Here is a 25,680-nt window from a genome sequence, read left to right on the forward strand (position 1 = left end):
GGTAAACGTCCGCTGTTCGTCGGGCGTCACGTGCAGTTCGACGCCGAGGCCCGCGTTTCGCCGCTGGCCGGACTCGCCGTCGCGATTCTGGCAGTCAGCACCAGCGCCATCCTCGTCACGTGGAGCGAGGCACCGAGCCTCGTCAAAGCGTTCTACCGCGTGCTGTTCACGCTCGCGCTCGTCGCCCCCGTCGCGCTCGCCCGCAACGGCGGCGATTTCGCCCGAATAAGTCGTCGCGACCTGTTCTTCGCCGGTGTCTCGGGCGCGGCGCTGGCGCTACACTTCGCCTCGTGGTTCGAGAGCCTCGACTGGACCTCAGTCGCCGCGAGCGTGACGCTCGTGCAGGCGCAACCGCTGTTCGTCGCCCTCGGCGCGTGGGCGCTGCTGGACGAACGCGTCACCGGCCGGACCGTCGTCGGCATCGCAATCGCACTCGTCGGGATGGTCGTCATGTCGCTCGGCGACTTTCTCACCGGCGCCGCGGTCGTCGGCGAGGACCCCCTCTACGGCAACGCGCTCGCCGTCGTCGGCGCGGTCACCGCGGCCGGATACGTGCTCGCCGGACGCTCGCTGCGCCAGCGCGTCGCGCTATTTCCGTACGTCACCGTGGTCTACGGCGTCTGCGCGCTCGTCCTGCTGGCGCTGACGCTCGCCCGCGGCCTCCCCCTGTTCGACTACGCCGCCGAAGAGTGGCTCCTGTTCGCGGCGATGGCGCTGGGTCCGGGGCTGTTCGGCCACACCGTCATCAACTGGGCGCTCGCGCACCTCGAATCGAGCGTCGTCAGCGTCTCGCTGCTCGGCGAGCCCGTCGGCAGCACGCTGCTGGCGCTCGTGTTGCTCTCGCAGGTGCCGACGCCCGCGACGCTCGCCGGCGGGGCCGTCGTCCTCGGCGGCATCTACGTCACCGCCTCGGCGCGCGGCAGAGACGCTCCGAGCGACGAAGCCGCCGTCGCCGACGCCTGACGTCGAACTCTCGGGTCTCTTGGGTCTGTCGCACGTGCTCAGTGCAGTTTCAACTCGACGCGTCGCCCGTCCGGGTCGCGGACGTAGGCCGCCCAGTCGCGGCCGTAGGCCCCATAGCGCTTGTACGGTTCGCCCTCCTCGACTTCGACTCCCTCCTCGCGGAGTTCCGAGAGCAGCGTCTCGATCTCCGCTTCGGTCTCCATCTCGTTCGAGCGCAGCAGCAGGCAGATGTGCTCGCCGCCGACGTCGATGTCGTCCTCGTCGGTCGGAACGAGGTGCACGTGTCGCCCGCCGGCGACGACGGCGACGTACGGCACCTCTCCGGCCTCGAACCGCTCGCGGTCGCGAACTTCCATTCCCAACAGGTCGCGGTAAAACGAGAGCGCGCGGTCGAGGTCCGTAACGCGGATGGCGACGTGGTCGATGTCGACGACGGAGAGATCCATACGAGACAGTCGACGCGTCGCGACAAAGTCGTACGGGACGGTCCCGGCGTCGAGTGGCGGCGACGTTCTACACTACTCCAGTAGTTGTTTCGTTTTCCGATGTCGGTACCGGAACATCGGCTCGAAGCCGATTCGTCCAGCGGGGCTCGCCTTTCGGCCGAGTTCGCCGCCGGGCAGTTCGTACTCGACGGTGTCCGACACTATCGTCTCCTCTCCGTCGCCGTAGAACTCGTGGGTGTGCGCCCACTTCTGGAACGGGCCGCTGACCATCTCGTCGCGGAACCACGGCGAGGCGTCGCCCTCCTCCCGCTCGACGATGACGGAGGTCCACCGCTGCTTCGGCGCGATGTCGAGCGGTTGCATCGCCATCCGGATCTCGGTCCCGGTGTCGAGGACGTCGGGGTTCTCCTCGCCGTCGGGGCCGCGGACCTCCTCGACGGTCAGAGCCATCCACTCGGGAGTCAGCGCTTCCAGCCCCTCGATTCGCGAGTAGAACTCCCACACCTCGTCGAGCGGTGCGGCGACGCGGCTTCGTCGCGTGTAGACGGCCATCGGTGACGGTAGTAGGGGCGTGAGAAACAAAAGGCCGTCCGTGGCGGAGACTCGGAAGTGAACGCGGGTTCCCGTTCACGCACGGGTCGCGCGGTCGAACCCCGCCTTCCGGCGACGGGTCGTCTCCGAGAGGCGACGCCGGACGAACGAGACGGCCAGCGTCGTCAGGACGCCGACGGCGAAGACGGCGGTGAACGCCGCGTACGACAGGGCGACGAATATCACCAGGGGAGCGACGGCGAGCGCGACGGTGACACCGAACGTGGGGTCGGCCGTGGTGGTCGTCTGGGCGGTACTGCGGTGTTGTGACGTTGTGTACATCGTTCTCTGGTAGTCGTGGTTGGTCGTCGGAAACGAGACGGTCGCGCCGACGAGAGCGAAGCGGAAGCGGGGGCCGAAGCGGCGCGAGGACCGGCGGCGGAGAGACCGGTCGCTCTCGAACGTGAGGCGCGTCGACGGACGTCGGCGGCGTCAGTTGCCGCCGCGGTTCGTCGGCAGGAGTGAGACGCGGAGGACTCCGACCCGCTCGCCGAACGCGCGACCGAGCGTGCGCTTTCGGCCGGCATCGATCGGGATTTCGAAGTTTGGCATGGGTCGTATCCTCCGTGTGTGGACGCCAGCGGGGGCGGCGCAGTTCTCTCTATAGGTGGCTGTCACTTAACGGTACCCGGGGTATGTGACACACGGTCACGGTACTGTTACATATCCGACCGAATCCGAACGATATTTGCCGTCTGTGGTGAACGTGTCGGTGATGACCCCTCCAACTCCCCTGTTCGGTGCGTTGCCGGGCGGCCCCGAACTGATGATCATCTTCCTCATACTCGTCCTCCCGATAGGCGCTGGCCTGTTCGTCTACTACGACGCGAAGAACCACGGGATGGCGTACGCCCCGGCGTGGGCGCTCGGGGTCACGGCGCTCTTTTTCGCCGGGTTTCTCCCCGGCATCCCCGCCTTTCTGGCGTACATCTACGTCCGCGAGAAGCAGGCGCGTCACGGTTCGCCGAAACCCGACCTCGGGAGCGAGTGAGCGTGTCTCCCGGCGGTCCCGACGTACTGACTTACTGGCTGTTCTTCGTCGCGCTCGCGCTCGTCTGCTACGGACTCGCAAAAGTCGTCCTGCAGCGACTCCTTGACGACGGATCTCGAAAATCGTGTTCGTCGCTCAGAGCGTGAATCGCTTCACCGTCGTCCCCGCCGTTTCGAGGTCGATGTCGGTCGCCGCCGCGACGATTATCTGGTTCTCGCCGTGGGAGATGTCGACTGTCGCCTCGTAAGTTCCGTCCTCGGGTTCGACGAGCGCGGTCCCCTCGTCGGTTCGGACCGCGACGATCGCGGCGTCGGTTTTGCCGGTGACGTGGAGCGTGTCGCCGCGGAAGTCGGTGTCGACGCGGATCGAGGGACCATCGGGTCGCTCGGTTTCGAGGTAGCGTTTCTCGACCGCCGCGGGCGTCTCGACGGGCCTTCCGGCGTCGATGCCGTGCGCGAGACGGACGAACTGCGCCATGCTCCACGCCAGCGGCGTCGCCGACCCGGTGCCTTCGCCGAACTCCCAGTTGTACTCGGTCTCCTGGTCGCGGTCCCACACCTGCTCGGCGAGCATCCGCCCGCTGTTGGCGAACGCCGCCATCGTCCGGAGCAGGTTCTCGGGGGCGAGCGGCCCGTCTTCGGTACCCGCGAGCAGTTCGTACTCGCCGCGCTCGCCGGTGAAGATGGGCCACAGCCGTCCCTGCCCTTTCGTCTCGATGGACCACGGGGCGCCCTCCTCGTCGCCGCCCTGCTCGCCGTAGCCGTCGCCGTTGTACCGGTAGAAGGCCGGGCCGTACGGCGTATCGACGCGGATGGCCTCGTCGACTTCGACGAGGGAGTTGCGAATCACCTCGTCGTCCCACGGCTTGATGCCCAGTCGGGTGAGTTCGAGGAACCCGCCGTCGATGATCTCGCGCTCGTCGAGCGTCGGGCCGTTGTTCGCCAGCGTCCGAAGGTGGCCCGCCTCCGGGTCGCCGTCGCGCGTCACGCGGACGTAGTACGGCGTGTGGGTGTGTAGTTCCGTCCCCGTCTCGGTGGCCGTCCAGCTTTCGACGTTCGCGGTCCAGTCGTCGGCCAGCGACAGCCAGACCAGCGCGTCGTCGGTCCGGCCCTCGTCTCGGGCGATGGCGGCCGCACAGACCAATCCGGCGATTTCGGCGGCGATAGAGGAGGGCGAGTAACCAGCCTCCTCCTCCCAGCGCTCCTGTGCCGTCGCGGGTCCGTTCCGCGCGACGTAGTCCGCCGAGCGCTTGACGTTGCGGTAGTCGTAGTCGGCCTCCTCGAAGCCGAGGCCGTCCTCGAAGAGCTGGTACGCCATCACCTGCGGGAAGGAGATGTTGTCGATCTGCTCGCCGCCCCAGCGGGTACGGCCGTCGAGATAGGAGTTCTGCGGGATGAAGCCGTGGTCGTCCTGCTGGTAGTTGTAGACGTACGAGAGCGCGGCCTCGGCGGTCTCGAGGTCGCCGACCGCCTCGAACACGGTGAACACCTGATAGAGGTCGCGCGCCCAGACGAAGTTATACCCGTACCCCTTCGCCTCCTCGGAGCTTACGGCCTCGCCCCACGGCACCGACGGCGAGGCGATGCCCGCGCCGAGGAACGTCTTGTCCTCGACGGCACGGAGCCCCATCAGACAGCTCTTGTACTGCGCTCTGAGGTCGTCGTCGGCGACGACGCACTCCGGCAGCGCCTTCGGTTCGAGGAACCGCTCCCAGGAGTCGACGTACGCCGCCCGAACCGTCTCGTAGCCGCGGGTCAGCGCCCCCGCCGCCTCGCCGAGCGCCGCCGCGGTGTCGGCGTTCTCGCCGAAGCCGAGCGCGAGCGTCTCGTCGAGTTCGGTCCCGACGCCGACCCGACCCACGAGGACGATGTTCTCGTCGTCGACGCGCGAGCGCGACTCCGGTTGGTCGCCGCCCGAGAAGAGGCCGTGGAGGTACTCCGACCCGGCGACGCCGACGGTCGCCCACTCGAAGCGGTTCGCCGCCGCGAGCGCGAGCGCGACGCTGTACGGTTCGCCCTCTTCGTCCGTGAGAACCGGGTCGCCCACGTCGTACGCCCCGGCGTCGCGGGCGACGAGGTGGTAGCTGCCGGGTTTGCCGAGTCGCATGCCGCGGTCCTTCGCGCCGGTGTTCGTCAGCGAGGTGTCCGCGACGCTGAACAACTGGTACTCGTTGCCGTCGAGCGCCTCGAAGGAGACGTCGACGACGAGCGCGTCGTGTTGAGGGTCGGCGGCGTATTCGAGCGTGAGTTCCCACTCGTGGCCTCGGCCGTCGCCGCGCTCGGCGATGATGTGGCGGAACACCAGCGCGTCCTCCTCGACGATTTCGGCCCGCCGCCCTATCGTCTCGGCGGCATCGTCGCGGCGCGTCTCGTTGTACGTTCGCGCCGTGTAGTCCGACCCCTCCTCGGCGTCGACGACGAGGAAATCGAGCGTCCGCAGGTTCATCAGGTCGACGCGCGGGAACCGGACCTCCGTCAGCGCGCCCTCGGTCAGCGTGAACCACACTCGGGAAGGGTCCTCGTCGCCGTGGTCGGCGACGGTGCCGACGCCGTACTTCTCGCCGGTGGTCCACCGCGGCCACTCCTCGGGGCCCGAGGGCGCGGACGTACTCACCGGCAGCGCGTCGACCTCGCGGAGCAACGCCGTCGTCACGAGTCGCAGCGAGTGCGACCAGCCGATCGGGGTGGCGCTGTCGAACGTGCCGTCGTCGAATATCTGCTCTGCGAGGTAGCCCGCCTCGGTGGCGAACGGTCCCTCCGGCAACAGCAGTTCGTACAGATTCTCGGCGCGCACGAGGAACGCCTCGCCGTCGAAGCCGAAGCGGTCCAGAAGCGTCGCCAGTTTGACCGCGGCGTTGGCACCCCACGCCGTCGACACCGACCACACCTTCGGGGGTTCCTGGTCGCCGCGCCGCCAGGTGTCGTCCTCGAACCGGACGAGACCCGCGACCGGCGTCCCCTCGGGACTCCGGTAGAGCCCGTCGAGCGTCTCGCCGACGTGGTCGCGGAGGCGGTCGAGCGACTCCTCGGTCAGTTCCTCGACGTGGCTGTACTCGTCGAAGGCGTCGACGAGCGCGAGCGTGCTGGAGTCGAACCGGTCGTCGAGGTGACTGCCGTCGAGGCGGAGCGCGTAGTGGCCCACGTCTTCGATCCACAGCTCGTCGAGTCCCGCCACGACCGCACCGGCCTGCACCTCGGCGTGGTCGCCGAGTTTGTCGTCGACGGGCGCACGCGCGACGGCGGCGTACGCTTCGAGAAACGTCGCCGCTGTGTGCGTGAACCGTCCGCCCATGTTCTCCCAGGCGTTCTGACAGCGGATCGGGAGGCCGTCGTCGGCGAGCGTCTCGTCCATCGCGGTGACGGCGCGGTCGATGGCCCCGCGGATCTCTCGGCGCTCGGCGGAACGCAGCCGCGTTCCGCGCTTTCGGAGATACGTGGCGAGGTACGTCGTGACGCTCGCGGTCTGGTCGGCCTGGTACTCGTCGCCCTCGTTACCTTCGACGCGGCCGTGCGCCCACCCCGGCGCGAGCGACCCGTCGACGGCCCAGACGCGGTGCGGCCACGACCCGTCCTCCTGCTGGGTGTCACAGAGAAAGCCGACGCTTCGCTGGAGTTGGTCGTCCACGTCGAGGTCGAGCAGGTCGTCGCTCTCCAGCAGATTCGCGGCGACTTCGGCGTCGTCGCGGAACCAGGTGTAGCCGTAGCCGCCGGAGTGCGCGTAGAACGGGTCGAACTCGGGGCCGGCGATGTGCGCGCCCGTCGGCGCGGTCAGCAGCGACAGCGCCCGGAGGTCCGAGCGGACGACGCGGGCGTTCGGCGCGCCGTCGGGGACGTACACTTCGGCGCGCATCCGTCCCGCCTCGCGCAGATCGTCGGCCGTCGCGTGCGAGAGCGCGCAGTCGCGGAGATCCGAAAGCGCCTGCTCGCGGGTCAACTCGCCGTGGTCCGATAGCTGGGTGACGAACGTCGTCCGGGCGGCGCGACCCTCGCGTTCGAACGGCGCGGAGACGACGATGTCGCCGCTGAGGTGGGTGTCCTCGTACCGGTTCAGGACGGCTTCACGCGGGAACTCGAAGGAGTCCTCCGAGAGCATCTCGTCGAACCGCTCGGGGATCTGCCCGCGGACGTCGGTAAGCCCGGTCGACGCCGTGACGTAGTCGTGTTCGTTCCGGTGGAACACCTCGACCGCTTTCGTTCCGTTCGGCCCCGACGACTCGTGGATGAGGCGGCCGACGCGCGTCTCCCGGCCTTCGGGCGCGAACGTCAGAAACGCCGTCAGATGGGCGTCCGCCGGTATCGCACCGCGGAGTTCGACGTGCGTGACGTGTGCCCGGCCCAGCGTGAGGTCGTACTGGTGGACCGTGTACGCCCCGGCGTCGTACTCGGTTTCGACGACGTTCGTCTCGCGGTAGTAGTGCTGCCGGACGGCGTCGAGTTCGTCGAACCAGCGGGTGCCGTCGTCGGTCTCGATGCCGAAACGCGATCGGTCGATGCCGTAGAGCCCGGAGAGCGAAGAGGAATAGTCCCGGAGGCGTCCGCGGGGGTCGACGTAGACCAGACGGTCTCCATGCGCCGAAAAGGCCCCGTTCGCGGTCGGACACTCCTCCGGAAAACGCGCGCCACGATTTCGCTTGTAATCGTTCAACGCGGTTCGGAGTCTCATGGAAGAGAAGCGAGACGAAATAGCATAAGCGTTGGTGGCAGTCGCTCGCGGCGCGACCCCGTGCCCCGAATTCCCGACACGCTTCGCGCGCAGCAACTGTTCGAAGGGGCGTAAAGTCAATGTCGTCGGGTGCGATAGCACGCCCATGCACCATCCAGGTCCGCCGCGGTTCACCGCGACCGGACGAACGCTCGAACTCGCACCGACCGACCCCGACCCCGGCTCGACGTACCGCTGGCGGATCGAAAGCGCACCGCTGGCCAGTCAACTGTCGCTCGGCGACGACCCCGTCGAGTTCATCACGCCCGACGCGCCCGGCACGTACGTCGTCGAACTCGACGCGCCCGACGGGACGCACCGCCAGACCATTCGCGCGTTCCCCGGCGAACTCGCACCCGCCGGAACCGCCGGCGGCGCGAGCGGGATGAGCGGCTTCGCCAGCGGCTCCGCGAGACCGACCGGCAAGAGCGGCGACGTCAGCGGCTCCGGTTCGGGCGCTGGCTCCGGCGGCAGTAGCGGGGGCGGGCGCCCGCGGATACAGCTTCACGGCTCCGTCGAGGGCGACCACGTCGTCGTCCGCGCCGACCCCCGGACGAACCCCAACAGCGACCGCCCGCGCGACTCGCTCGACGTGGAGTTTCTCGTCGACGACCGCGACGACCTCCGCGCCCGCGACGTGACGGTCGACGGCTGGGAGCTCCGCGTCCCCGTCGAGAAACTGCCGAAGCTCGCCCGTGTCCACGCCGTCGCCGTCGGCGAGTCGTACAGCGTCCCTGACTCCGTCGCCATCGAGCGCGGCGAACTCACTCCCTCGGACCACGTCAGCGTCGGTGGACGCGTCGACGCCGAGGGCCACGCGTCGACTGCCGGCGACGAGGAGATCTCCATCATCCGCCTGAACGAACCGCCGGAGTGGTCGACCGAGGTGACGCTGTACGAGATCTACGTCCGCGGCTTCGCGTCGGACGACGAGGAGGCGGACAACACGTTCGAGGCGCTGACGAAGCGCCTCGACTACCTCGACGAACTGGGCGTCGACTGTCTGTGGCTCACGCCCGTGCTGCAGAACGACGACGCCCCGCACGGCTACAACATCACGGATTTCTTCAGCATCGCCGAGGACCTCGGTACCCGCGAGGAGTACGAGGCGTTCGTCGACGCCGCCCACGACCGCGGGATGAAGGTGCTGTTCGACCTCGTGCTCAACCACTCGGCGCGCCAGCACCCGTTCTTCGAGGACGCGTACGGGAATCCGGACTCCGAATACTACGACTGGTACGAGTGGCAGGAGAGCGGCGAACCCGGCACGTACTTCGACTGGGAGAAGATCGCCAACTTCGACTTCCGGAACCTGGAGGTCCGGAGACATCTGCTCGACGCGGCGGACACGTGGGCCGAGATCGCCGACGGCTTCCGCTGCGACATGGCGTGGGCCGTCTCGCGGCCGTTCTGGACCGAACTCCACGAGCGCCTCAAGACGCGCGACCCCGAGTTCCTGCTCCTCGACGAGACGATTCCGTACATCGCGGACTTCCACGACCTCGCGTTCGACATGCACTTCGACACGACGCTGTACTTCACGCTCCGGCAGGTCGGCCGCGGCGTCGAACCGGCGGAGGCCATCCTCGACGCCGTCGAGCAGCGTCGGGAGGTCGGGTTCCCCGACCACGCGTCGTTCATGCTCTACCTCGAAAACCACGACGAAACGAGATACGTCGTCGAGTGCGGCGACCCCGAGGCGTACGCCGCGGGGGCGGCGTTGTTCACGTTGCCGGGCGTCCCGATGCTGTACGGCGGACAGGAACTCGGGCAGATGGGCCGCCGCGACGCGCTGGCGTGGGACCACGCGAACGAAGAGCTCCGAAACTACTACGAGTCGCTCATCGACATGCGCAACGAGACGGACGCGCTTCGCTACGACGGCGCGTTCAGCCGCATCGACTACGAGGCAGAGTCCGACCGCGTCGTGGCGTTCGCCCGCGAAGACACCGTCGCTTCGGACGCCTCGCGACGAGCCCTCACTCGCTCCGCTCGCGAGGACGGCCAGAAGTACGTCGTCGCGCTGAACTTCGGCGCAGACCCCGCGCCCGTCGAGTTCGGCCCGTCCGTCGAGAACCGCGACGTGGTCTCAGGCGAGATGCTCGAAGCCGACGAACACGGCCTGTACGTCGACCACGTCGCGGTTCTGCCGGTCGATGAGTGAGGGGACGCCCGCGCGGGTACTCGGCGACGCGGTGGTCCGGACGCGGACAGTCTGACCGAATCAGACCTCGTTTTCGCGGTTTAGCGACTCCGATATCCTCAGTCGCCTGAAAGTATATCAGCCGTCCACCCGCCCCTTTCGCTATGCCCGGCATCGCGATGGTCGTCTTCTCGCTTCCGACGGTCGACGACGAAGTCAGCCTGCTCCGCGAGTACGTCTTTCCGGCGATGGACCGCCTCGCCGACTCCGATGAGTTCGACGCCGAACATCGAATCCGCGCGCTCCGCTACGTGCAGACCCCGACTTACCCGGCGGCGAAGTGCGCATGGCGATCGAAGACGAGTACGGGGCCGTCGTCGACCACGAACGCGACCGGTGGAACGACCTTCGGGACTCGTCGCTCGTCGACTCGTGGTGTGTCGAAGCGCGCGAGATCGACGCCGAAACCATCGCTGCCGACCGGTTTGCGGGCGACAGGACAGACATCGCGGCGCACGCGCCGTTTCTCGCCACTAGCGCCGCCAAGGAGTGGTACGAGACGTTCGACGGCCCTGTTCCGGCCGTCGCCGACGACGACGCGGCCGTCTCCTCGGGGTGGTGGATGTTCGTCCACCTCTTTGCGAACCTCCAGGGCGCAGACTGGGACGACGAGATCGACGCACTCCTCGTCGCCATGGAGAACCGACTTCGGTCGCTCGAACTGTATCAGAGTCCCGATACTGCACGCGAGCGACTCCGTGACATACAGAACCGTGTCGACGAGTTCGAAGCGGTGTTGAACGACACAGATACCAGCATTTAGGGCCTTCAAATAGCCATTCAGTTTTCGTGTCGTAAATCCGTTCATCGGTATGAACCTATCTGTCGATTGTCGACAACTGGCGACGTAAACCTCGTCACACGACGTACAGTTCCATAAAGACTTATGACTGTTCAGAATTCATGACAGTCTGGAGGTCGGCAACACCGTTTGTCGTGCCATGCACTCGACAGTCGACGCGTCGACCTCACACTTTCCTACGCGAAGCTGTCCGAACAGTAGCGACGCGTCCCTCGTCCGCGGCGACGGTCACGACATGTCGGTGAGCGAGTCGAGTAACTGGACCGCGGGTTCCTTCGCGAGCGGTTCGTTCGCGTTGCCGCAGTGCGGTGACTGCACGCACGCCGGACAGCCGTCGCTGCAGTCGCAGTCGTCGATGAGGCGCGCGGTCCGCTTCATCAGCGTCTCCACCTCCCCGTACCCCCCGCGCGTGAGGCCGACCCCACCCGGATACCCGTCGTAGACGAAGATGGTGCTCTGTCCGGTGTGGTCGTGATACGGCGTCGAGAGTCCGCCGATGTCTGCGCGGTCACAGAGCAACGTGAGCGGAAACAGCGAGATCATGCCGTGCTCGGCCGCGTGGATGCCGCCGTTGAACCCCCAGTCGCCCGCGGCCTCGCGCATCTCGCGCTCGACGTCGCCGGGGACGGTGAAGTACAACGCTTTCGTCCGTAGGCTCGTCTCCGGCAGGTCCAGAGGCTCCTGTCCGATGGCTTCGCCGCGCTTCGGGTCGCGACGCTCGAATCCAGTAATCTGCTCGGTCATCGTCACGTCGGCGAATCGAACGGATGTGTCGGGCCGCGCCGACAGCGGTTTTTCGGCGATATCCCCGTTTACGGCGATGCTCTTCTCCGTCAGCACGCGGGTGTAGTAGTCCGCCCACGTCGCCTGCAACTCGGCGACATCGCGGTCCAAATCGAGGTCGATCACCTCGTACGACTGCCCCTGATGGTGGTACACCGCACCCGGGTGCACGTCGCGAAGCGCGTCCGAGAAGGAGAGCGACGCCACGACTTCGTTTCGGTCGCGGACCACGAGGTCGATTTCGCGGCGCTCGATGGTTCGGAGGCTCATCGAGTGCTGCGGACTCCCCTCGCCGCTGTGAATCCATCTCGCTCCCTGCGCGGTGTCGCGGCGGTCCAGGCGGCCCGCGGATTCGAGGTCGGAGACGACGTTCGGATACGGAGATCCGAAGGTTCGCTCGTCGTCGACGGAGAGCCAGTTTTCGGCGGCCGCGGAGGCGACGTGGTCCGGCAGCAGTTCGGTGTTTTCAGGGTCCGACGCCGCCTGCTCGGGGTCACCGTCGAACAGCTCGTCGGGGTTCCGCATCAGGTACTGGTCGAGTTGGTCCTCGCCGCCGACGAGGACGACCAGCGCCGCGTCCGCCCCCCGGCCCGCTCGCCCCGCCTGCTGGAACGCCGACATCCGCGTGCCGGGGTAGCCGTCGAGAAGCACGGCGTCCAATCCGCCGACGTTGACGCCGAGTTCGAGCGCGTTCGTGCTCCAGACCCCCCGCAGATCGCCGTCGTGCAGGCGCGATTCGATGTCGCGGCGCGTGTCGTGTTTCAGCGACGCCTGATACGCCTGTACCCGCCGTGCGAGGTCACGCTCGCCGCGTCGGCGCAGTTCTCTGCTACTGTCGGTCGCGTAGCGTTCGGCGGCCTGCCGGGCGCGGGTGAACGCGAGCGTCTGGTAATCGTTCGCCACCAAATCGACGAACAGATTTTTCGTCTCCGTATGACTCGACGTCCGCCGCCCACTCCCGCCTCCCTGACCTTCGTTCTCGTACTCCGGGGGGTTCCACAGCACCCAGTGTTTCTCGCCCGTCGCCGCGGTGTCCTCGTCGACGAGCGCGAACGACGACTCTCTCCGCCCGGTGATGCGCGCGGCGTGTTCGACGGGGTTGCCGATGGTCGCCGAACAACAGACGAACTGCGGGTCCGCGTCGAACCGCTCACAGATGCGGTTCAGTCGCCGGAGCGTCAGCGCGACGTGACTCCCGAAGACGCCGCGGTAGCCGTGGACCTCGTCGACGACGACGGTTTCGAGCGACGAGAAGAACCACTCCCAGAGCCGATGTGAGTGCGGTAGCAACGCGTAGTGCAGCATGTCGGGGTTCGACAGCAGAACCGTCGGTGCGCGGTCACGGACCGCCCGTTTCTCCGACTGCGAGAGACGGCCGGTGTACTGCGCGACGGAGACGCGACTGCCGAAGCCGAGGTCACGCGCCAACTCCCCCAACGTCTCGGCCTGGTCGGCGACGAGCGCGTTCTGCGGGCCGAGATACAGCGTCCGCCCGCCGTGGTCCATCGCGCGCTCGAACGCCGGAACCGTGTACGCGAGGCTCTTCCCGCTGGCCGTCTGCGTCGCCAGCACGACGTTCTTTCCGTCTCTGAGAGTTTCGACCGCCTCGGCCTGATGGCGGTAGAGTCGGTCGATTCCCCGTGCTTGGAGCGCCGAGTCGAGTCGAGGTTCGAGGTCGACGTCGGCGAACTCCGGGTCGCGCGCCGGGACCGTCCGGTGGTCGGCGATCTGTCCTCGGTAGTACGGCCGGTCCCGAAGCCACGCGATGAACTCGTCCACGACCGCGTTCGGGGGTGAACGAGCCTAACGGTTGCGGGTCGGTGGTCGCGTTCGGACCCCTGGGACACGGATCTGCCGCCGGCGTCGTCCGACACCGACGACTCGCCGGCCTCCGTCGCCAACGAGGTTTTGTTCCGGCGGTGCGAACGGCCGATCATGGCCGATTACGACGCGGTGCTCGTCTACGACGGCGAGTGTCCGTACTGCTCCGTCGCCGCCCGCGCGCTCCGGCGGCTCGACGACATCGGCGCGATTTCGTGGTACGACGACGCCGCGCAGGCGGCGTTGGAGGCGCAGTTCGGCGAGACGCCGTTCGCGATGGTACTCTTCGACGCCCGCCGGGGCCGCGTCTACGCCGGTCGTTCCGCCGCGGAGGAACTCGCCGACCGTGCGGGCACGCCGGATATCGTCGGTTCGCTCGTCCGCGACAGCTACGACCGTATCGCCGCCGCCGTCGGCGTGGCCAGTAGCCGAGGCCGCGACCCCGCCGACGTTCACGACGCGTACCCGCTGACCGACGCGGCCCGCGAGCGGTTCGACGCGCTCGTCGCCGCGGCGGCCGACCGCCCCGAAGAATCGGAGTCGGCGTGACCGACGACGGCGGGGCGGACTACAGCGAGGCGGGAACCGACGGGACGGATTCCAGCGGGAAGGCCATCGGCGGCACGTACACGCTCGTCGTCGAACTGGCGACCGACACCCGGCTAACCGTCGGTGCGCTCGGTGCGGTCGACGTGCTCGCCGGCGGCTACGCCTACACGGGCAGCGCTCTCGGTCCCGGCGGGTTCGCCCGCGTCGACAGACACCGCGAGGTGGCCGCGGGCGAGCGAGTCGTCCACCACTGGCACGTCGATTATCTGCTCGGGCACCCGGCGGCGTCGATTCGGGACGTGGTCACCACTCCCGGCGAGGACGTCGAGTGCGCGGTCTCGACTGCGCTCGGCGACGGCCCGATTCCCGGTTTCGGGTCGTCGGACTGTCGGTGTCTGTCGCATCTCGCGCGGTGGCCCACCGTCGACGAGGCTCGGCGAGCGACGATACGAGCGCATAGAGAGGCCCTCGGCTCGAAGTGACGAGTCGACGAATCGATGAGACATCGGAAGCGGCCGCGACCGGCGGGCGGTCCGGGCAGAGCCGTCCGCCGGTCGAAGCCGCCTCCCCGCTGGCCGTCGATCCGGGCAAGGCCGACGACCGCGGTTTGCCGGTTGTCAGAGGCACCCCGGCACTTCCAACTACGATTGGGGGGGTCTTTACATCATCCATCGTCGAATCTCTGCAACCTCCGAAAACAGATATATAAATCCGTCGGAGGTTTATATACTATATGTCGCAACCGAACACTTTTACCCGTCGTCCGGGCTTCACTATCTGATGAGTCAGTTAGGTCCCTCTGAGATAATGGCCGCCGTCGCCCGACGCGGCAGCGTCCTCCGTTCACTCGATGACGACGGGACCCCGAAGTGTCAGCTCGTGGACTTTCTCGACGTCTCGCGTTCGACGGTCGACCGAGGCATCCGCGAACTCGAAGGGCTGGAGTTGGTCGAACGCGCCGACAACGGCTATCGGCGTACGCTCGCGGGGCAACTTGTCCTCTCCGAGTACGATAGTTTCGTCTCGCAACTCGACGGCATCGTCGAATCACTGGACGCCCTCGACACGCTCAGTCCGACGACCGAGTTCGACGCGAAGGTGCTCGACGGCGCGGAAATCGTCTACGCGGAGAAATACTCGCCGCACCAGCCGGTCACCTGCCACGGTGAGGTGGTCTCGCGTGCCTCCTCCGTTCGGGGGCTCGCTCCGACCGTTCTTCCGCAGCAGGTCCAGATCTACCACGAACGCATCGTCGAGGGGTCGCTCGAGGCCCACCTCGCGCTGTCGGACGCGGTAGTGGAACGGCTGGTCGCCGCGTACGACGAGGAACTGCAGGAGGCGCTGTCGACCGGACAGCTCCACTTGCGACAGACGCCCGTCGACCCGCCGTACAGTCTCATCTGCGCCGAGACGCCGACGGGTCCCGAAATCAGCCTCCTGCTCTACGGCGACACCGGTGCGTACGCGTTCATCGGAAACGACGACCCGGAGGCCGTCGAGTGGGCCGAGTCGACGTTCGAGAACTGGTGGACCGACGCCGCGCCGCTGTCGGTGCGCTCGGACCAGTAGCTCTTTCGGCTGCCTCGCGTACCTGCGCGCAGATGCTCCCACGGATTCCCTACATCGAGTGGATTACCGGACGACCGGCGGCCGCCGACCACGACCTCGGGTCGAGCGACCTCAGGCGTGCCCCGCCGTCGTCGAACGTCGTCCCGCCCGTACTCTCCGACCGCGGCGACCCGCCGGAAGACGTGACGCTCCGGTCTCAGATCGCTGCTATCTACGGTGTCCCGCCCGAGTCGGTTCTCGTCACCGCCGGTGCGACGCACGCGAACCTGGTGGCGGCGGCCACCGCGCTCGCCGCTGCGACCGAAAGTCGGACGAAGACGAACGGAGCGACTGGGACGACCGGGACGAACGAAGCGCCCGCCGTTCTCGTCGAGAACCCGGGGTATCAACCCCTGGTCCGAACCCCGCGAGGACTCGGCGCGCGCGTCGACCGGTTCTCCCGGTCCGCCGACGAGCGGTACCGACTCTCCCCCGACAGCGTTGCCGACGCCTTTCCCGACCGACTGGCGCTCGTGACGGTGACGAACCGGCACAACCCGAGCGGTCGACTCACCACCCGAGAGACGCTCGCGTCGCTGGCCGACCGGGTCGCCGACGCGGGCGCGTACCTGCTGGTCGACGAGGTGTACGCGCCGTTCGTCTCGGCTTCCGAAGCGGGTTCGACCCCCGGAAGCGGCCCGCGACCGTTCGGCGGCGTCTCCGCTGCGGGACTGCCGAACACCGTCGTCACCGGGTCGCTCACGAAGTTCTACGGTCTCGGCGGGCTCACAGTCGGCTGGCTCGTCGGTCCGCAGTCGTTCGTCGAGCGCGCCCGACGCGTCCTCACCCACGTCCCCTTCGTCGCGACGCCGACGGCGGCGTTGGCGCGGCGGGCGCTCCACCACGAGGCCGACCTCACGGCGCGCTCGCGAGACCACCTCGCGAGCAACCACGACCGCCTCACGGCGTTCGTCGACGGCCGCTCGGACCTCGCGGGCGACGTCCCCGAGGACAGCAGCTACGCGTTCCTCTCGCACGAGTCGGCCGACGGCGACGCCGTCTCCGAGGCCGCGTGGGACGCCGGGATTCTGGTCGTCCCCGGCCGGTTCTTCGACGACGCCTCGTCGTTCCGGCTGTCGCTCGGCCGCGCGCCCGACGAAGTCGACGCCGGACTCGACGCGCTCGGCGCGGTCCTGGACGATCTCTGAACCGGCTCAGTCCAGCGCCGCCGCGAGTTTCTCGACGGGGTGCGGCGGTTCCTCGCCGGCCGTCAGGTCGCCGAGTTGCGTCCGACACGACGCGCCGGGGGCGACGACGGTGCCACCGGCGTGCTCGACCTGTTCGACCAGTACCTCGCCGATGGCTTCGCTCATCGAGTGGTGTTCGGCTTCGTAGCCGAACGACCCGGCCATCCCGCAACAGCCGGAGTCGAGCGCTTCGACGTCGTATCCCGCCCGTCGGAGCACGCCGACGGCGTGGTAGTCCTTCTTCGTCGCCTTCTGGTGACAGTGGCCGTGGTAGGTGAGGAACTCGCGGTGTCCGCCGTCGGAGAAGGACATCGCCTCGTCGAGGCGGAACGTGTCGACGTACTCCAGTATCCCGTACGTCCCGGCGGCGACGACGCCCGCGTCGCTGTCGGGCGTCTCGTCGGGGCTCCGCTCCTCGGCCTTCGTCGGGTCGGTCACCGTCGCGGGTTCGCCCCCGAGCAGGTCGAGGTAGTCCGACTGGAACATCACCGCGTCGGAGGGTTCGACGACGACGACGTCCCACCCCTCCCGTACCAGCGGGGCGAGCGTCTCCACGTTCGACTCGGCGGTGTCGTACGCTTTCCCGAGGAAACCCTTCGAGAACGCCGGTCGGCCGCTGTCGGCGACGTTGCCGGGAACGCGCACGTGGACGCCAGCGGCTTCCAGCACCCTGACCGCGGCCTTCCCCGCCTCTGGGTGGTTGAAGTTCGTGTACGTGTCCGGCAGCAACAGCGCCTTCCGGGTCGCCCGTGACTCGGGGACGCGCGCCCCGCCGCGCTCGTCGAACCACGCCGCGAACGGCTGGGCGTGGAACGTCGGCAGCGTTCGCTCGCTCGCGATACCGACCGTCTTCTCCAGGACCGTCCGCGCGCCCGGCACCTTCGTCGCCCAGTTCGACAGCGGCGCGAAGCGGGACCCGAGCGAGGAGAGCCACGCGATGTTGGCGAACAGTCGGTCGCGAAGACCCGGGCCGTGGCGCTTGTGGTGTTCGTGCGTCACCTCGGCTTTGAGCTTCGCCATGTCGACTTCGCTCGGACAGTCGCGCGCACAACCCTTGCAGCCGATGCAGAGGTCCATAATCTCGTGCATGAACTCCACGTCGAACTGTTCCTCGTCGCCCAAATCGCCGCTCATCGCCTGTCTGAGCATGTTCGCACGCCCCCGCGTCGACAGCGACTCCTCGTCGGCGGCGCGGTAGGTCGGACACATCACGCCACCCACCGTGGACTGGCCGCCGCGACAGCCGCCGCAGCCGTGACAGAGTTCGACCATCCCCTGAAAGCCGTTCTCGTTCTCCCAGTTCAGCGCCGGGTCCAGTCCGGCGTCGAACTCGTACTCCGGGGAAAGACGGAGGTTCTCGGTCATATCGACGTCCCCGCAGACGTTCCCGGGGTTGAGAATCCAGTCGGGGTCGTACGCCGTTTTCAGGTCGCGAAAGACGTTCCAGAGACGGTCGCCGTACAGCTTCCGGTTCCACTGGGTGCGCGCGCGGCCGTCGCCGTGTTCGCCCGAGACGCTGCCACCGTACTCGACGACGAGGTCCGTCGCAGCGTCGGCGATGGCCTCCATCTCCGCGACGCCCTCGATGGTCTTGGTGTTCGTCAGCGGGCGGATGTGGAGCACGCCCGGCCCGGCGTGGGCGTAGTAGCTCGCGAACGTGTCGTGGTCGTCGAGAATCGCCTGGAAGTCGACGACGTAGTCCGGAAGGTTCTCTGCCGGAATCGCGGTGTCCTCGATGTAGGCGATGTGTTTCGCGTCCGAGGTGCGCGAGAGCAGGATGGGGAGCCCGGACTTGCGCATCTTCCAGAACTTCGCTCTCGTCTCGGCGTCGTGTGCCTCCATCGCCGTGGCTGCGTACCGTTCTTTCTCGGTTTTCTCGGCCGCACCCGGCGTCGGGTCGGCCGTCGACAGTTCCCTGTTCACCCGGTCGGCGACGAGGTCCGCGACCTGCTGGCGGCCGTCGTCGTCGTCCTCGGCGTAGAACTCGACGAGCAGCACCGAGTCGGTTCCCTCCGGAAGCAACCCGACCACGTCGGCGAACTCGGCGGTGTCGCGGGCGAGCGAGAGCAGCACGTCGTCCATCACCTCGACGGCGGCGGGGTCGTGTTCGAGGATGGGCGCGACGTCCTCCATCGCGTCGACGACGCTCTCGTACGTCAGGAGCGCGACCGACTTCGTGTTCGGCACCGGTTCGAGCGAGACGGTGGCCTCGGTGACGACGGCGAGGGTCCCCTCGCTCCCGGCGAGCAGTCGAGCGAGGTTGACCCTCCCCGCCTCGCTGGCGGGGTCGACCCCCGAGTCGTCCGGCGTGCGACGTTCACCGCGCGCCTCGTCGACGAGCATGTCGAGGTTGTACCCCGAGACGTTGCGCTTCAGTTCCGGGTAGCGAGCGTCGATCTCGTCGGCTTCCTCGTCGATGATGCGGACGACTTCGGCGTAGATTCGGGGCAGCAGGTCGCTTTCGGGACCATCGCCCCACGCCGACGAGTCGGGGTCGGCTTTCTCGCGCAGTTCCGACACCTCGATGTCACCGAACGTCGCCACGGTGCCGTCGGCGAGGACGACCTCCGCCTCCTCGACGTAGTAGTCGGTCTTGCCGTACTGCAGCGAGTGCGCGCCCGTCGAGTTGTTGCCGATAGCGCCGCCGATGGCGCTTCGGTCGCCCCACGCCGGGTCGGGTGCGAACTTCAGCCCGTGCGGCGCGAGTTCCTCGTTGAGTTCGCCGAGTATCGCCCCCGCCTGCGCCGTCGCGCGCCGTCCGTCGGCGTCGATATCGACGACGGCGTCCATGTACCGGGAGAAATCGAGGACGACGGCTTCGTTCACGGTCTGCCCGGCGAGACTCGTCCCGCCGCCGCGCGGGAGCACCGGAATCTCCCGCTCGGCGCAGTAGCCGACCACCGTCGCCACGTCGGCCGTCGAGGTCGGAAAGACGACGCCGACGGGTGTCACCTCGTAGGCGGAGGCGTCGGTCGCGTACAGCTGTCGGGTGTAGCTGTCGAAGCGCACGTCGCCGTCGACGCGCGCTTCGAGGTCGCGGACGACGCCCGGACGAGCGACGTCGTCGTTCCGGTAGTCGTAGTTGGCCGCGGCGTCCGCCGAGGGGTCCGCGTCTCGCGACGAGTCCGCGGAGGCGGCGGACGAAGAGTCAGATGCCATCGTCTCTGTGTTGTGTGGTACCGTACTATAAACGTCCGGACACGACGGTGACCAAACTCGAAATCGTCCGTCGATTAGCCGCGTCCGCCGTCGTTCGTTTCAGAATCACCATAACCGAAAACACAATGACAGAGGCCACGCTAGGTGGTGACATGAGTGCAGGTACGCTATCGGCGTTCGAGCGGTCTCTCGGGCGACTCGATGTCGACTCGACGCGGACGGTCGCCGACGAGTTGGACGACGCGCTCGCGTCGGTCACGCTCGACCCGGTCGTCGGCGCGCCGCTTCCGTTCGGCGGCTGCTCGCTCCCCGACTGGGTTCGGACCGACCCGACGCCCGCAGAACTGGACGAGGCGAAGACGGGTGTCACGGCCGCCGAACTGGCCGTCGCCGACTACGGCAGCGTCGTGATTCGCGCGACGCCCGACGCCACCGAACAGGTGAGTCTCTTCCCCGACGTGCACGTCGCCGTCGTCCGCGCCGCGGACGTGGTTCCGGGGATGCCCGAGGCGTTCGAGCGACTCGCCGAGTGGACCGCCGACGGCGACAGCGCCATCGTCGCCACGGGGCCGAGCGCGACGGCCGACATGGGCGCGCTCGTGAAAGGCGCGCACGGTCCCAAGGAGGTGCGGGTGGTGGTGGTCGAATGAGTTCGACCCGCGACGAGAAAGCGACGAGGATCCGTCACTTCCTCGCCACCGAAGGCGACGCCGTCGCCGAGGGGACCCGCGGGTTCAACGCCGGACGTTACGAGTCGGTCGGGAGACTCGACGAGTACGAGGAACTGAAAGACCGCGCCCGCGCCATCAAGGAGGACGCCATCGAACGCCTCCCAGAACTCGTCGACCAGTTACGCGAGTCCGTCGAAGCCAACGGGGGGACGCTCTACGTCGCCGACGACGCCGACGACGCCAATCGCTACATCCGGGAGGTCGTCGAAGAACGGGACGCCGAGACCGTCGTCAAGAGCAAGTCGATGACCACCGAGGAACTGGAGGTCAACGACGAACTCCGGGCGGCGGACGTGGACGTCGTCGAGACGGACCTCGGCGAGTGGGTGCTCCAACTCGCCGACGAAGTGCCGTCGCACATCATCGCGCCCGCCATCCACAAGTCCCGCGAGGGTATCGCCGAGTTGTTCGAGACGACGTTCGACCTCGACGAACCGCTCGAAACCGCCGAGGAACTGACGATGTTCGCCCGCGAGAAACTGGGCGAGCGCATCGCCGAGGCCGACGTCGGGATGACCGGCGCGAACTTCATCGCCGCCGACTCCGGCACCCTACTGCTCGTCACCAGCGAGGGCAACGCGAGAAAGTCGGTCGTCGTCCCCGACACGCACGTCGCCGTCGCGGGCGTCGAGAAGGTCGTTCCGTCCGTCACCGACTTCCAGCCGTTCGTCGAACTCATCGGGCGCTCCGGGACCGGACAGGACATCACCTCCTACGTCTCGCTCTTGACGCCGCCGGCCCCCTCGCCGACCGTCGAGTTCGACGCGCCCGACGTCCCGATGACCGACGGGGAGACGAACAGGGAGTTCCACCTCGTGCTCGTCGACAACGGCCGGATGGCGATGCGCGAGGACGAGCAGTTGAAGGAGACGCTGTACTGTATCCGGTGTTCGGCGTGCGCGAACTCCTGCGGCAACTTCCAGAGCGTCGGCGGTCACGTCTTCGGCGGGGAGACGTACTCCGGCGGCATCGCAACCGGGTGGGAGACCGGTATCGAGGGTCTCGACGTGGCCGCGGAGTTCAACGACCTCTGCACCGGCTGTTCGCGCTGCGTCAACGCCTGCCCCGTCAAAATCGACATCCCGTGGATAAACACGGTCGTCAGAGACCGCATCAACCGCGGCGAGGGCGGGAAACTCGACTTTCTCGTCGAGGGGCTCACGCCCGACGAGGAGTCCGGCGGGTTGGACCTCGGCAAGCGCTTCTTCGGCAACTTCTCGACGGTGGCGAAACTCGGTAGCGCCACCGCACCCGTCTCGAACTGGGTGGCGGGGACGCGCCCGGCGCGACGACTCCTGGCGAAGACGGTCGGCGTCGACCCTCGCCGTGACCTCCCGTCGTTTCAGCGTGAGACGTTCCGCGCGTGGTTCGAGCGTCGCGGCGGGGCACAGGTCCCCGCCGCCAGAGCGCGGCGGGAGGCGGTCGTCTACCCCGACCTCTACACGAACCACGTGCAGGTCGAACGCGGGAAGGCGGCGGTCCGGACGCTCGAAGCGCTCGGCGTGCACGTCGTCGTTCCCGAGGTGCCGTCGAGCGGCCGCGCCCCCCTCTCACAGGGGATGGTGTCGACCGCCGCGCGCCACGCCCACGAGGTGTACGCGGCGCTGGCCGAACACGTCGACGCGAATCGCGACATCGTCGTCGTCGAACCCTCGGACCTGGCGATGTTCCGCCGCGAGTACGAGAAGTTCCTCGCGCCGAAGTCGTTCGAACGGCTCGACATGCACAGCTACGAGGTGATGGAGTACGTCTACGGACTGCTTCACGTGGGGGCCGAGACGACGCTCCTCTCGACGCCCGACGGGGACGACGCGGGCGTCGCTTACCACAGCCACTGCCAGCAGCGAACGCTCGGCCTCGAATCGTACACCGTCGCCGTGCTCGAAGACCTCGGCTACGACGTGGTCACCTCCGAGACGGAGTGCTGCGGGATGGCAGGGTCGTTCGGCTACAAATCCGAGTACTACGAACTGAGCATGGACGTCGGCGAGCCGATTCGCGAGCAGTTCGAGGCCGCCGACGCCGCGAATCGGACCGTCGTCGCCTCCGGCACCTCCTGTCTCGAACAGTTGGACGCGCTGCTGTCGCGACCGACGCGACACCCGGTCGAACTCGTCGCACCGCGCTGAGTCGCACTCGTCCCATTTCGTCGCGCACAGTCGGGCCCATCTCCTCACGTCTCGGCGGTGCGGGCCGACGGTCCGTCCTCTCGACGCGCTTTTTCGAACCTACTCCTCGACGATGATGCCGCCGCGCATCCCCATCTCCTTGTGCGGAGTACAGAAGTACTTCGTCGTCCCCACTTCGTCGAACGTCTGCTCGAACGTGTGGCCCTCGTCGGCGACGAGTTCGCTCTCGAAGCCTCCGTCCTCGTCTATCACGTCGTGGGTGCCGCCTGCGCCGGTCCACTCCCAGACGACGGTCGTTTCCGGCGAGACGCGAATCGCCGGCGGTTCGTACGCGTGCGGACCCTCGATGCCGTCCGCACCGACCATCACCGTCACCTCGCTCTCGCCGGTGTGGTCGGCGAACTCGTCGTAGTTGTCGGTCGGTTCGAACCACGACTCCCACTCCTCGTCGTCGGCCGCCTCGGTCTGTGTCGCCTCGGTGGTCTCGGTCGAGCCGTCCGTCTCGTCGGTTTCACTCGTCTCGTTCGTTCCCGTCGCGTCGCCGGTCTCCATGTCGGTGGGCGTCGAGTCCGACCCCGCTCCGTCGGTCGAACAGCCGGCGAACGTCGTCATCGCGGCGACGGCGGCCGCACCTGCGGTTCGCAGCGCGGTCCGCCGTGAAACCGTTCGGGGGGCGTCAAATCGGCCGTCGTCCGGTCGCTGTCGAGTCATATCCGTCACGACGGCGGCCGAGCAAAAGTCGTTCGCCCCGTGATTCACGGACTGAGAACGGTCCGTCGCGGAGTGACAGACGGTGAAAAAAGGCGTCTCGGCGCCGCAATGTACGGGCGTCCGTCTAGTGTGCGAGGCGGACGCTCGTCTTCTACGAACATTAAAGACCCGGGCCTCCATGAGGGCGAGTATGGACGGGACGCCACAAGAAATCACGACGCTCGTCGGCCGAGAGGTGTACTCCAACAACGGAGTGTACGTCGGCGAAGTCGAGGACGTGCGCCTGGACCTCGACCAGGAGGTCGTCACGGGACTCGCGCTCGCCGAACTGAACCGGGAGCTGTTCGAAGGTCGAATCCAGCGGGGCAAGGGAGTGCTCATCCCGTACCGCTGGGTCCGTGCCGTCGGCGACGTCATCCTCATCAACGACGTCATCGAGCGACTGAAGCAACCGGAAGAAGAGTCGGAAATCGCGGTCTAACTGCCGTTCCCGCTCTCGCTGCCGTCGACACCCATCGCCTGAAACAGTTTTCGCCGTACTGCTTCCTCAGTCAGTTCCAGCAACGTGTCACGGTTGTCCTCGCTCGTCTCGATACCGGTGAAGATGCCGAGCGGAATCTCGACGCTCGCCTGCGTCGAGTGACCGGCCGCCTCGCCGATGTTTTTGAACGCGTCCTGCAGGATGTTCCCGATGTTCATCCGGATGTCCTTCGAGCGCGCGGCGAGGTAGATGGTGTCCTCGGCGATGCCGAAGACGGCGGTGGTGGTGATTCCCTCCAGGTTCAGGAGGTGCTGAGCGGCCTGCGCGAGCGCCTCACGGTCGCGGATGAAGCCCGCGTTCGAGACGAGGTGACTCCCTTGCACTTCCCGGTTTTGGATGGCTTCGGCGAGCACGTCCAACGTCTCGGGTGACATCGACGGCGACTCGACCTGTTCGAGCGTGTCGTGGTTCGCGAAGGGGTAGAGGTACGCCGCCGCCGTCAGGTCCGCGGGCGTCGTGTCGCGCTTGAAGTCGAGCGTCTCCGCGCGGATGCCGTACAGCAGCGCCGTTGCGACTTCCTCGCTCGGGCTGAGGTCGAACTCCTGGATGTACTTCGTGAGAATCGTCGAGGTAGAGGAGACGTTCGGGCGGACGTCGGTGAACGTCGCGTCGAACTCGCGGTCGGGTTCGTAGTGGTCGATGAAGATATCGATGGGAACGTCGACGTCGAAGTCGCCGGACTTCATGTGGTCGACGAGCGCGACAGCGCCGTACTCCGCTAGCGGCTTGGCCTCGTCGCGCGACAGCAGGTCGATGCCGAGGAGGTTGACGAACGCGCGGTTCTCCTGGTGGCCGATGTCGCCGTTGTAGAGGATGTCGGCGTCGACGCCGTACTCCTCGGCGATCTGCCTGAGCGCGACGGCGCTGGCGATGGAGTCGGGGTCGGGGTTGTCGTGCGTCAGGACGGCCAGGTCGCCGTCGGTCTCGACGAGCACGTCGGCCAACTGCCGGGCTTTGTACTCCAACTCGCCGGATTCGAGCGTTCGGAGCGCCGAGTCGGCGATGACCGTCGAGGGGTTGATGACCACGTCCGCGCCGAGGTCGGTCAGTTCGTCCTCCGAGACCGGGTCGGAGGCGCGCACGACGACGAACTGGTCGCCGCCGCGTTCGCGTATCGCCGACACCGCGGCCTTGTTTGCCTCCACGTCCGACGAGAGGATGAGGACGACGTCCCGGTCGGCGACGACCGACGCCACTTCCGGTTCCCGGATGTCCTGTTGCTGTGCGTTCAGGTCCTGGTCGCGGAGTGCCTCGACCCGACTCTCGTCCTTGTCGAGGATGAGGACATCTTTCCCTCCGGCCGCGAGTTCGTCCGCGACGGCATGCCCGACGCTCCCACACCCCAAGATAGCGTACGTAGACATCGAAGAGATGCTGACCTCAGAACTCATCAGTATCTTCTGTACCCGCGGACGACACTTAACAGCATCCGTTTGTTTCTCTCGCGAGTTCGCTTCGGAGGCGTGACTAGAGGAACGAATTCGGCCACGAGAACTCCGTGGCCCTGACACACCAACGCTCTGTAACGACGGCCGTGGCGAGATGAGACCCAATTACACCGGCACCACGGCCGCCGCAGAGCGAGCGAACGGACACCCGATCGCCATCTGTAACGTGGGTCGGTACACTACTCAACACCGGTGCTAAATTATATGGTGTGTACCACGCTAATATTCGACTTCATCGCTGTACCCACCGTTTTCGGCCGATACTGTGAACCCACTTCGGCACCCGTGTCGGTCCGGCCGGGACCGCCGTTCGGGT

The 25,680-nt window shown here is 67.4% G+C and carries 21 protein-coding genes; 12 read left to right on the forward strand and 9 right to left on the reverse strand.

The features are described 5' to 3' along the window. The first annotated feature begins 30 nt into the window (after positions 1-30). Complete coding sequence (locus LAQ74_RS05100; RefSeq protein WP_224335711.1) at positions 31-963, forward strand: DMT family transporter; 933 nt, start codon at positions 31-33, stop codon at positions 961-963. Positions 964-1,001: 38 nt separating this feature from the next. On the opposite strand, the gene LAQ74_RS05105 is transcribed toward LAQ74_RS05100, so the two are convergent. The 3 genes from LAQ74_RS05105 to LAQ74_RS05115 form a co-directional block, all read right to left on the reverse strand. Next, a complete protein-coding gene (locus LAQ74_RS05105) occupies positions 1,002-1,409 on the reverse strand; it encodes a VOC family protein (RefSeq protein ID WP_224335713.1) in 408 nt (135 codons plus the stop codon). A gap of 72 nt (positions 1,410-1,481) precedes the next feature. After that, the gene (locus LAQ74_RS05110) at positions 1,482-1,961 is read right to left on the reverse strand and encodes an SRPBCC family protein (protein WP_224335715.1); all 480 of its coding nucleotides are present in this window, start codon (positions 1,959-1,961) and stop codon (positions 1,482-1,484) included. 75 nt (positions 1,962-2,036) lie between these two features. After that, entirely contained in the window at positions 2,037-2,282 is a 246-nt protein-coding gene (locus LAQ74_RS05115; RefSeq protein ID WP_224335717.1) for a hypothetical protein, read from the reverse strand. A gap of 433 nt (positions 2,283-2,715) precedes the next feature. On the opposite strand from LAQ74_RS05115, the gene LAQ74_RS05120 reads away from it, so the two are divergent. Next, on the forward strand, positions 2,716-2,991 hold the full coding sequence (locus LAQ74_RS05120) for a hypothetical protein (RefSeq protein ID WP_224335719.1): 276 nt from the start codon (positions 2,716-2,718) through the stop codon (positions 2,989-2,991). Continuing rightward, positions 2,988-3,137: a hypothetical protein gene (locus LAQ74_RS05125; protein ID WP_224335721.1), complete on the forward strand. Its 150-nt coding sequence runs from the start codon at positions 2,988-2,990 to the stop codon at positions 3,135-3,137. Before LAQ74_RS05120 ends, LAQ74_RS05125 begins: the two co-directional genes overlap by 4 nt. On the opposite strand, the gene LAQ74_RS05130 is transcribed toward LAQ74_RS05125, so the two are convergent. Continuing rightward, positions 3,127-7,653 carry a DUF7997 domain-containing protein gene (locus tag LAQ74_RS05130; protein WP_224335723.1) on the reverse strand — a complete coding sequence of 1,509 codons (4,527 nt, stop codon included), beginning with the start codon at positions 7,651-7,653 and terminating at the stop codon, positions 3,127-3,129. The two genes, LAQ74_RS05125 and LAQ74_RS05130, sit on opposite strands and share 11 nt — an antisense overlap. A 145-nt stretch (positions 7,654-7,798) precedes the next feature. On the opposite strand from LAQ74_RS05130, the gene malA reads away from it, so the two are divergent. Beyond that, the gene (gene malA / locus LAQ74_RS05135; RefSeq protein ID WP_224335725.1) at positions 7,799-9,856 is read left to right on the forward strand and encodes an alpha-amylase MalA; all 2,058 of its coding nucleotides are present in this window, start codon (positions 7,799-7,801) and stop codon (positions 9,854-9,856) included. Positions 9,857-9,954: 98 nt separating this feature from the next. Here malA and LAQ74_RS05140 read toward each other — a convergent pair whose 3' ends face one another. After that, positions 9,955-10,125 (reverse strand): hypothetical protein, encoded by a 171-nt coding sequence (locus tag LAQ74_RS05140; RefSeq protein ID WP_224335727.1) that lies wholly within the window; start codon positions 10,123-10,125, stop codon positions 9,955-9,957. A 56-nt stretch (positions 10,126-10,181) separates the two neighbouring features. On the opposite strand from LAQ74_RS05140, the gene LAQ74_RS05145 reads away from it, so the two are divergent. Further along, on the forward strand, positions 10,182-10,658 hold the full coding sequence (locus LAQ74_RS05145) for a hypothetical protein (protein ID WP_224335729.1): 477 nt from the start codon (positions 10,182-10,184) through the stop codon (positions 10,656-10,658). A gap of 267 nt (positions 10,659-10,925) precedes the next feature. Here the strand turns inward: LAQ74_RS05145 and LAQ74_RS05150 are convergent, their stop codons facing one another. Further along, a complete protein-coding gene (locus LAQ74_RS05150; RefSeq protein ID WP_224335731.1) occupies positions 10,926-13,259 on the reverse strand; it encodes a DEAD/DEAH box helicase in 2,334 nt (777 codons plus the stop codon). A gap of 156 nt (positions 13,260-13,415) precedes the next feature. Between LAQ74_RS05150 and LAQ74_RS05155 the strand changes: the two genes are divergently transcribed. From LAQ74_RS05155 to LAQ74_RS05170, 4 genes are all read left to right on the forward strand, one after another. Continuing rightward, positions 13,416-13,850 (forward strand): DCC1-like thiol-disulfide oxidoreductase family protein, encoded by a 435-nt coding sequence (locus tag LAQ74_RS05155; protein ID WP_224335733.1) that lies wholly within the window; start codon positions 13,416-13,418, stop codon positions 13,848-13,850. A gap of 65 nt (positions 13,851-13,915) precedes the next feature. Beyond that, positions 13,916-14,332 carry a GIY-YIG nuclease family protein gene (locus tag LAQ74_RS05160; protein WP_224337128.1) on the forward strand — a complete coding sequence of 139 codons (417 nt, stop codon included), beginning with the start codon at positions 13,916-13,918 and terminating at the stop codon, positions 14,330-14,332. Between the two features lie 298 nt (positions 14,333-14,630). Next, positions 14,631-15,419, forward strand: coding sequence for a helix-turn-helix transcriptional regulator (locus LAQ74_RS05165; protein WP_224335734.1), 789 nt, complete (start codon positions 14,631-14,633; stop codon positions 15,417-15,419). Between the two features lie 32 nt (positions 15,420-15,451). Further along, on the forward strand, positions 15,452-16,606 hold the full coding sequence (locus tag LAQ74_RS05170; RefSeq protein WP_224335736.1) for a pyridoxal phosphate-dependent aminotransferase: 1,155 nt from the start codon (positions 15,452-15,454) through the stop codon (positions 16,604-16,606). Between the two features lie 6 nt (positions 16,607-16,612). Here LAQ74_RS05170 and LAQ74_RS05175 read toward each other — a convergent pair whose 3' ends face one another. Further along, positions 16,613-19,804 (reverse strand): FAD-binding and (Fe-S)-binding domain-containing protein, encoded by a 3,192-nt coding sequence (locus LAQ74_RS05175; protein WP_224335738.1) that lies wholly within the window; start codon positions 19,802-19,804, stop codon positions 16,613-16,615. A gap of 152 nt (positions 19,805-19,956) precedes the next feature. On the opposite strand from LAQ74_RS05175, the gene LAQ74_RS05180 reads away from it, so the two are divergent. Then, a complete protein-coding gene (locus LAQ74_RS05180) occupies positions 19,957-20,454 on the forward strand; it encodes an LUD domain-containing protein (RefSeq protein WP_224335740.1) in 498 nt (165 codons plus the stop codon). Further along, entirely contained in the window at positions 20,451-22,664 is a 2,214-nt protein-coding gene (locus LAQ74_RS05185; RefSeq protein WP_224335741.1) for an LUD domain-containing protein, read from the forward strand. The genes LAQ74_RS05180 and LAQ74_RS05185 overlap by 4 nt, the downstream gene beginning before the upstream one ends. A gap of 99 nt (positions 22,665-22,763) precedes the next feature. Here the strand turns inward: LAQ74_RS05185 and LAQ74_RS05190 are convergent, their stop codons facing one another. Beyond that, complete coding sequence (locus LAQ74_RS05190; RefSeq protein WP_224335743.1) at positions 22,764-23,375, reverse strand: halocyanin domain-containing protein; 612 nt, start codon at positions 23,373-23,375, stop codon at positions 22,764-22,766. Between the two features lie 190 nt (positions 23,376-23,565). On the opposite strand from LAQ74_RS05190, the gene LAQ74_RS05195 reads away from it, so the two are divergent. Further along, positions 23,566-23,856, forward strand: a complete 291-nt coding sequence (locus LAQ74_RS05195; protein WP_224335745.1) for a PRC-barrel domain-containing protein — start codon at positions 23,566-23,568, stop codon at positions 23,854-23,856. On the opposite strand, the gene LAQ74_RS05200 is transcribed toward LAQ74_RS05195, so the two are convergent. Next, positions 23,853-25,307, reverse strand: a complete 1,455-nt coding sequence (locus LAQ74_RS05200; protein ID WP_224335747.1) for a DHH family phosphoesterase — start codon at positions 25,305-25,307, stop codon at positions 23,853-23,855. The genes LAQ74_RS05195 and LAQ74_RS05200 overlap by 4 nt on opposite strands. Positions 25,308-25,680 lie beyond the last annotated feature (373 nt).

Origin of the sequence: Haloprofundus halobius, assembly GCF_020097835.1 — an archaeon.
In the GTDB taxonomy this organism is placed as follows: domain Archaea; phylum Halobacteriota; class Halobacteria; order Halobacteriales; family Haloferacaceae; genus Haloprofundus; species Haloprofundus halobius.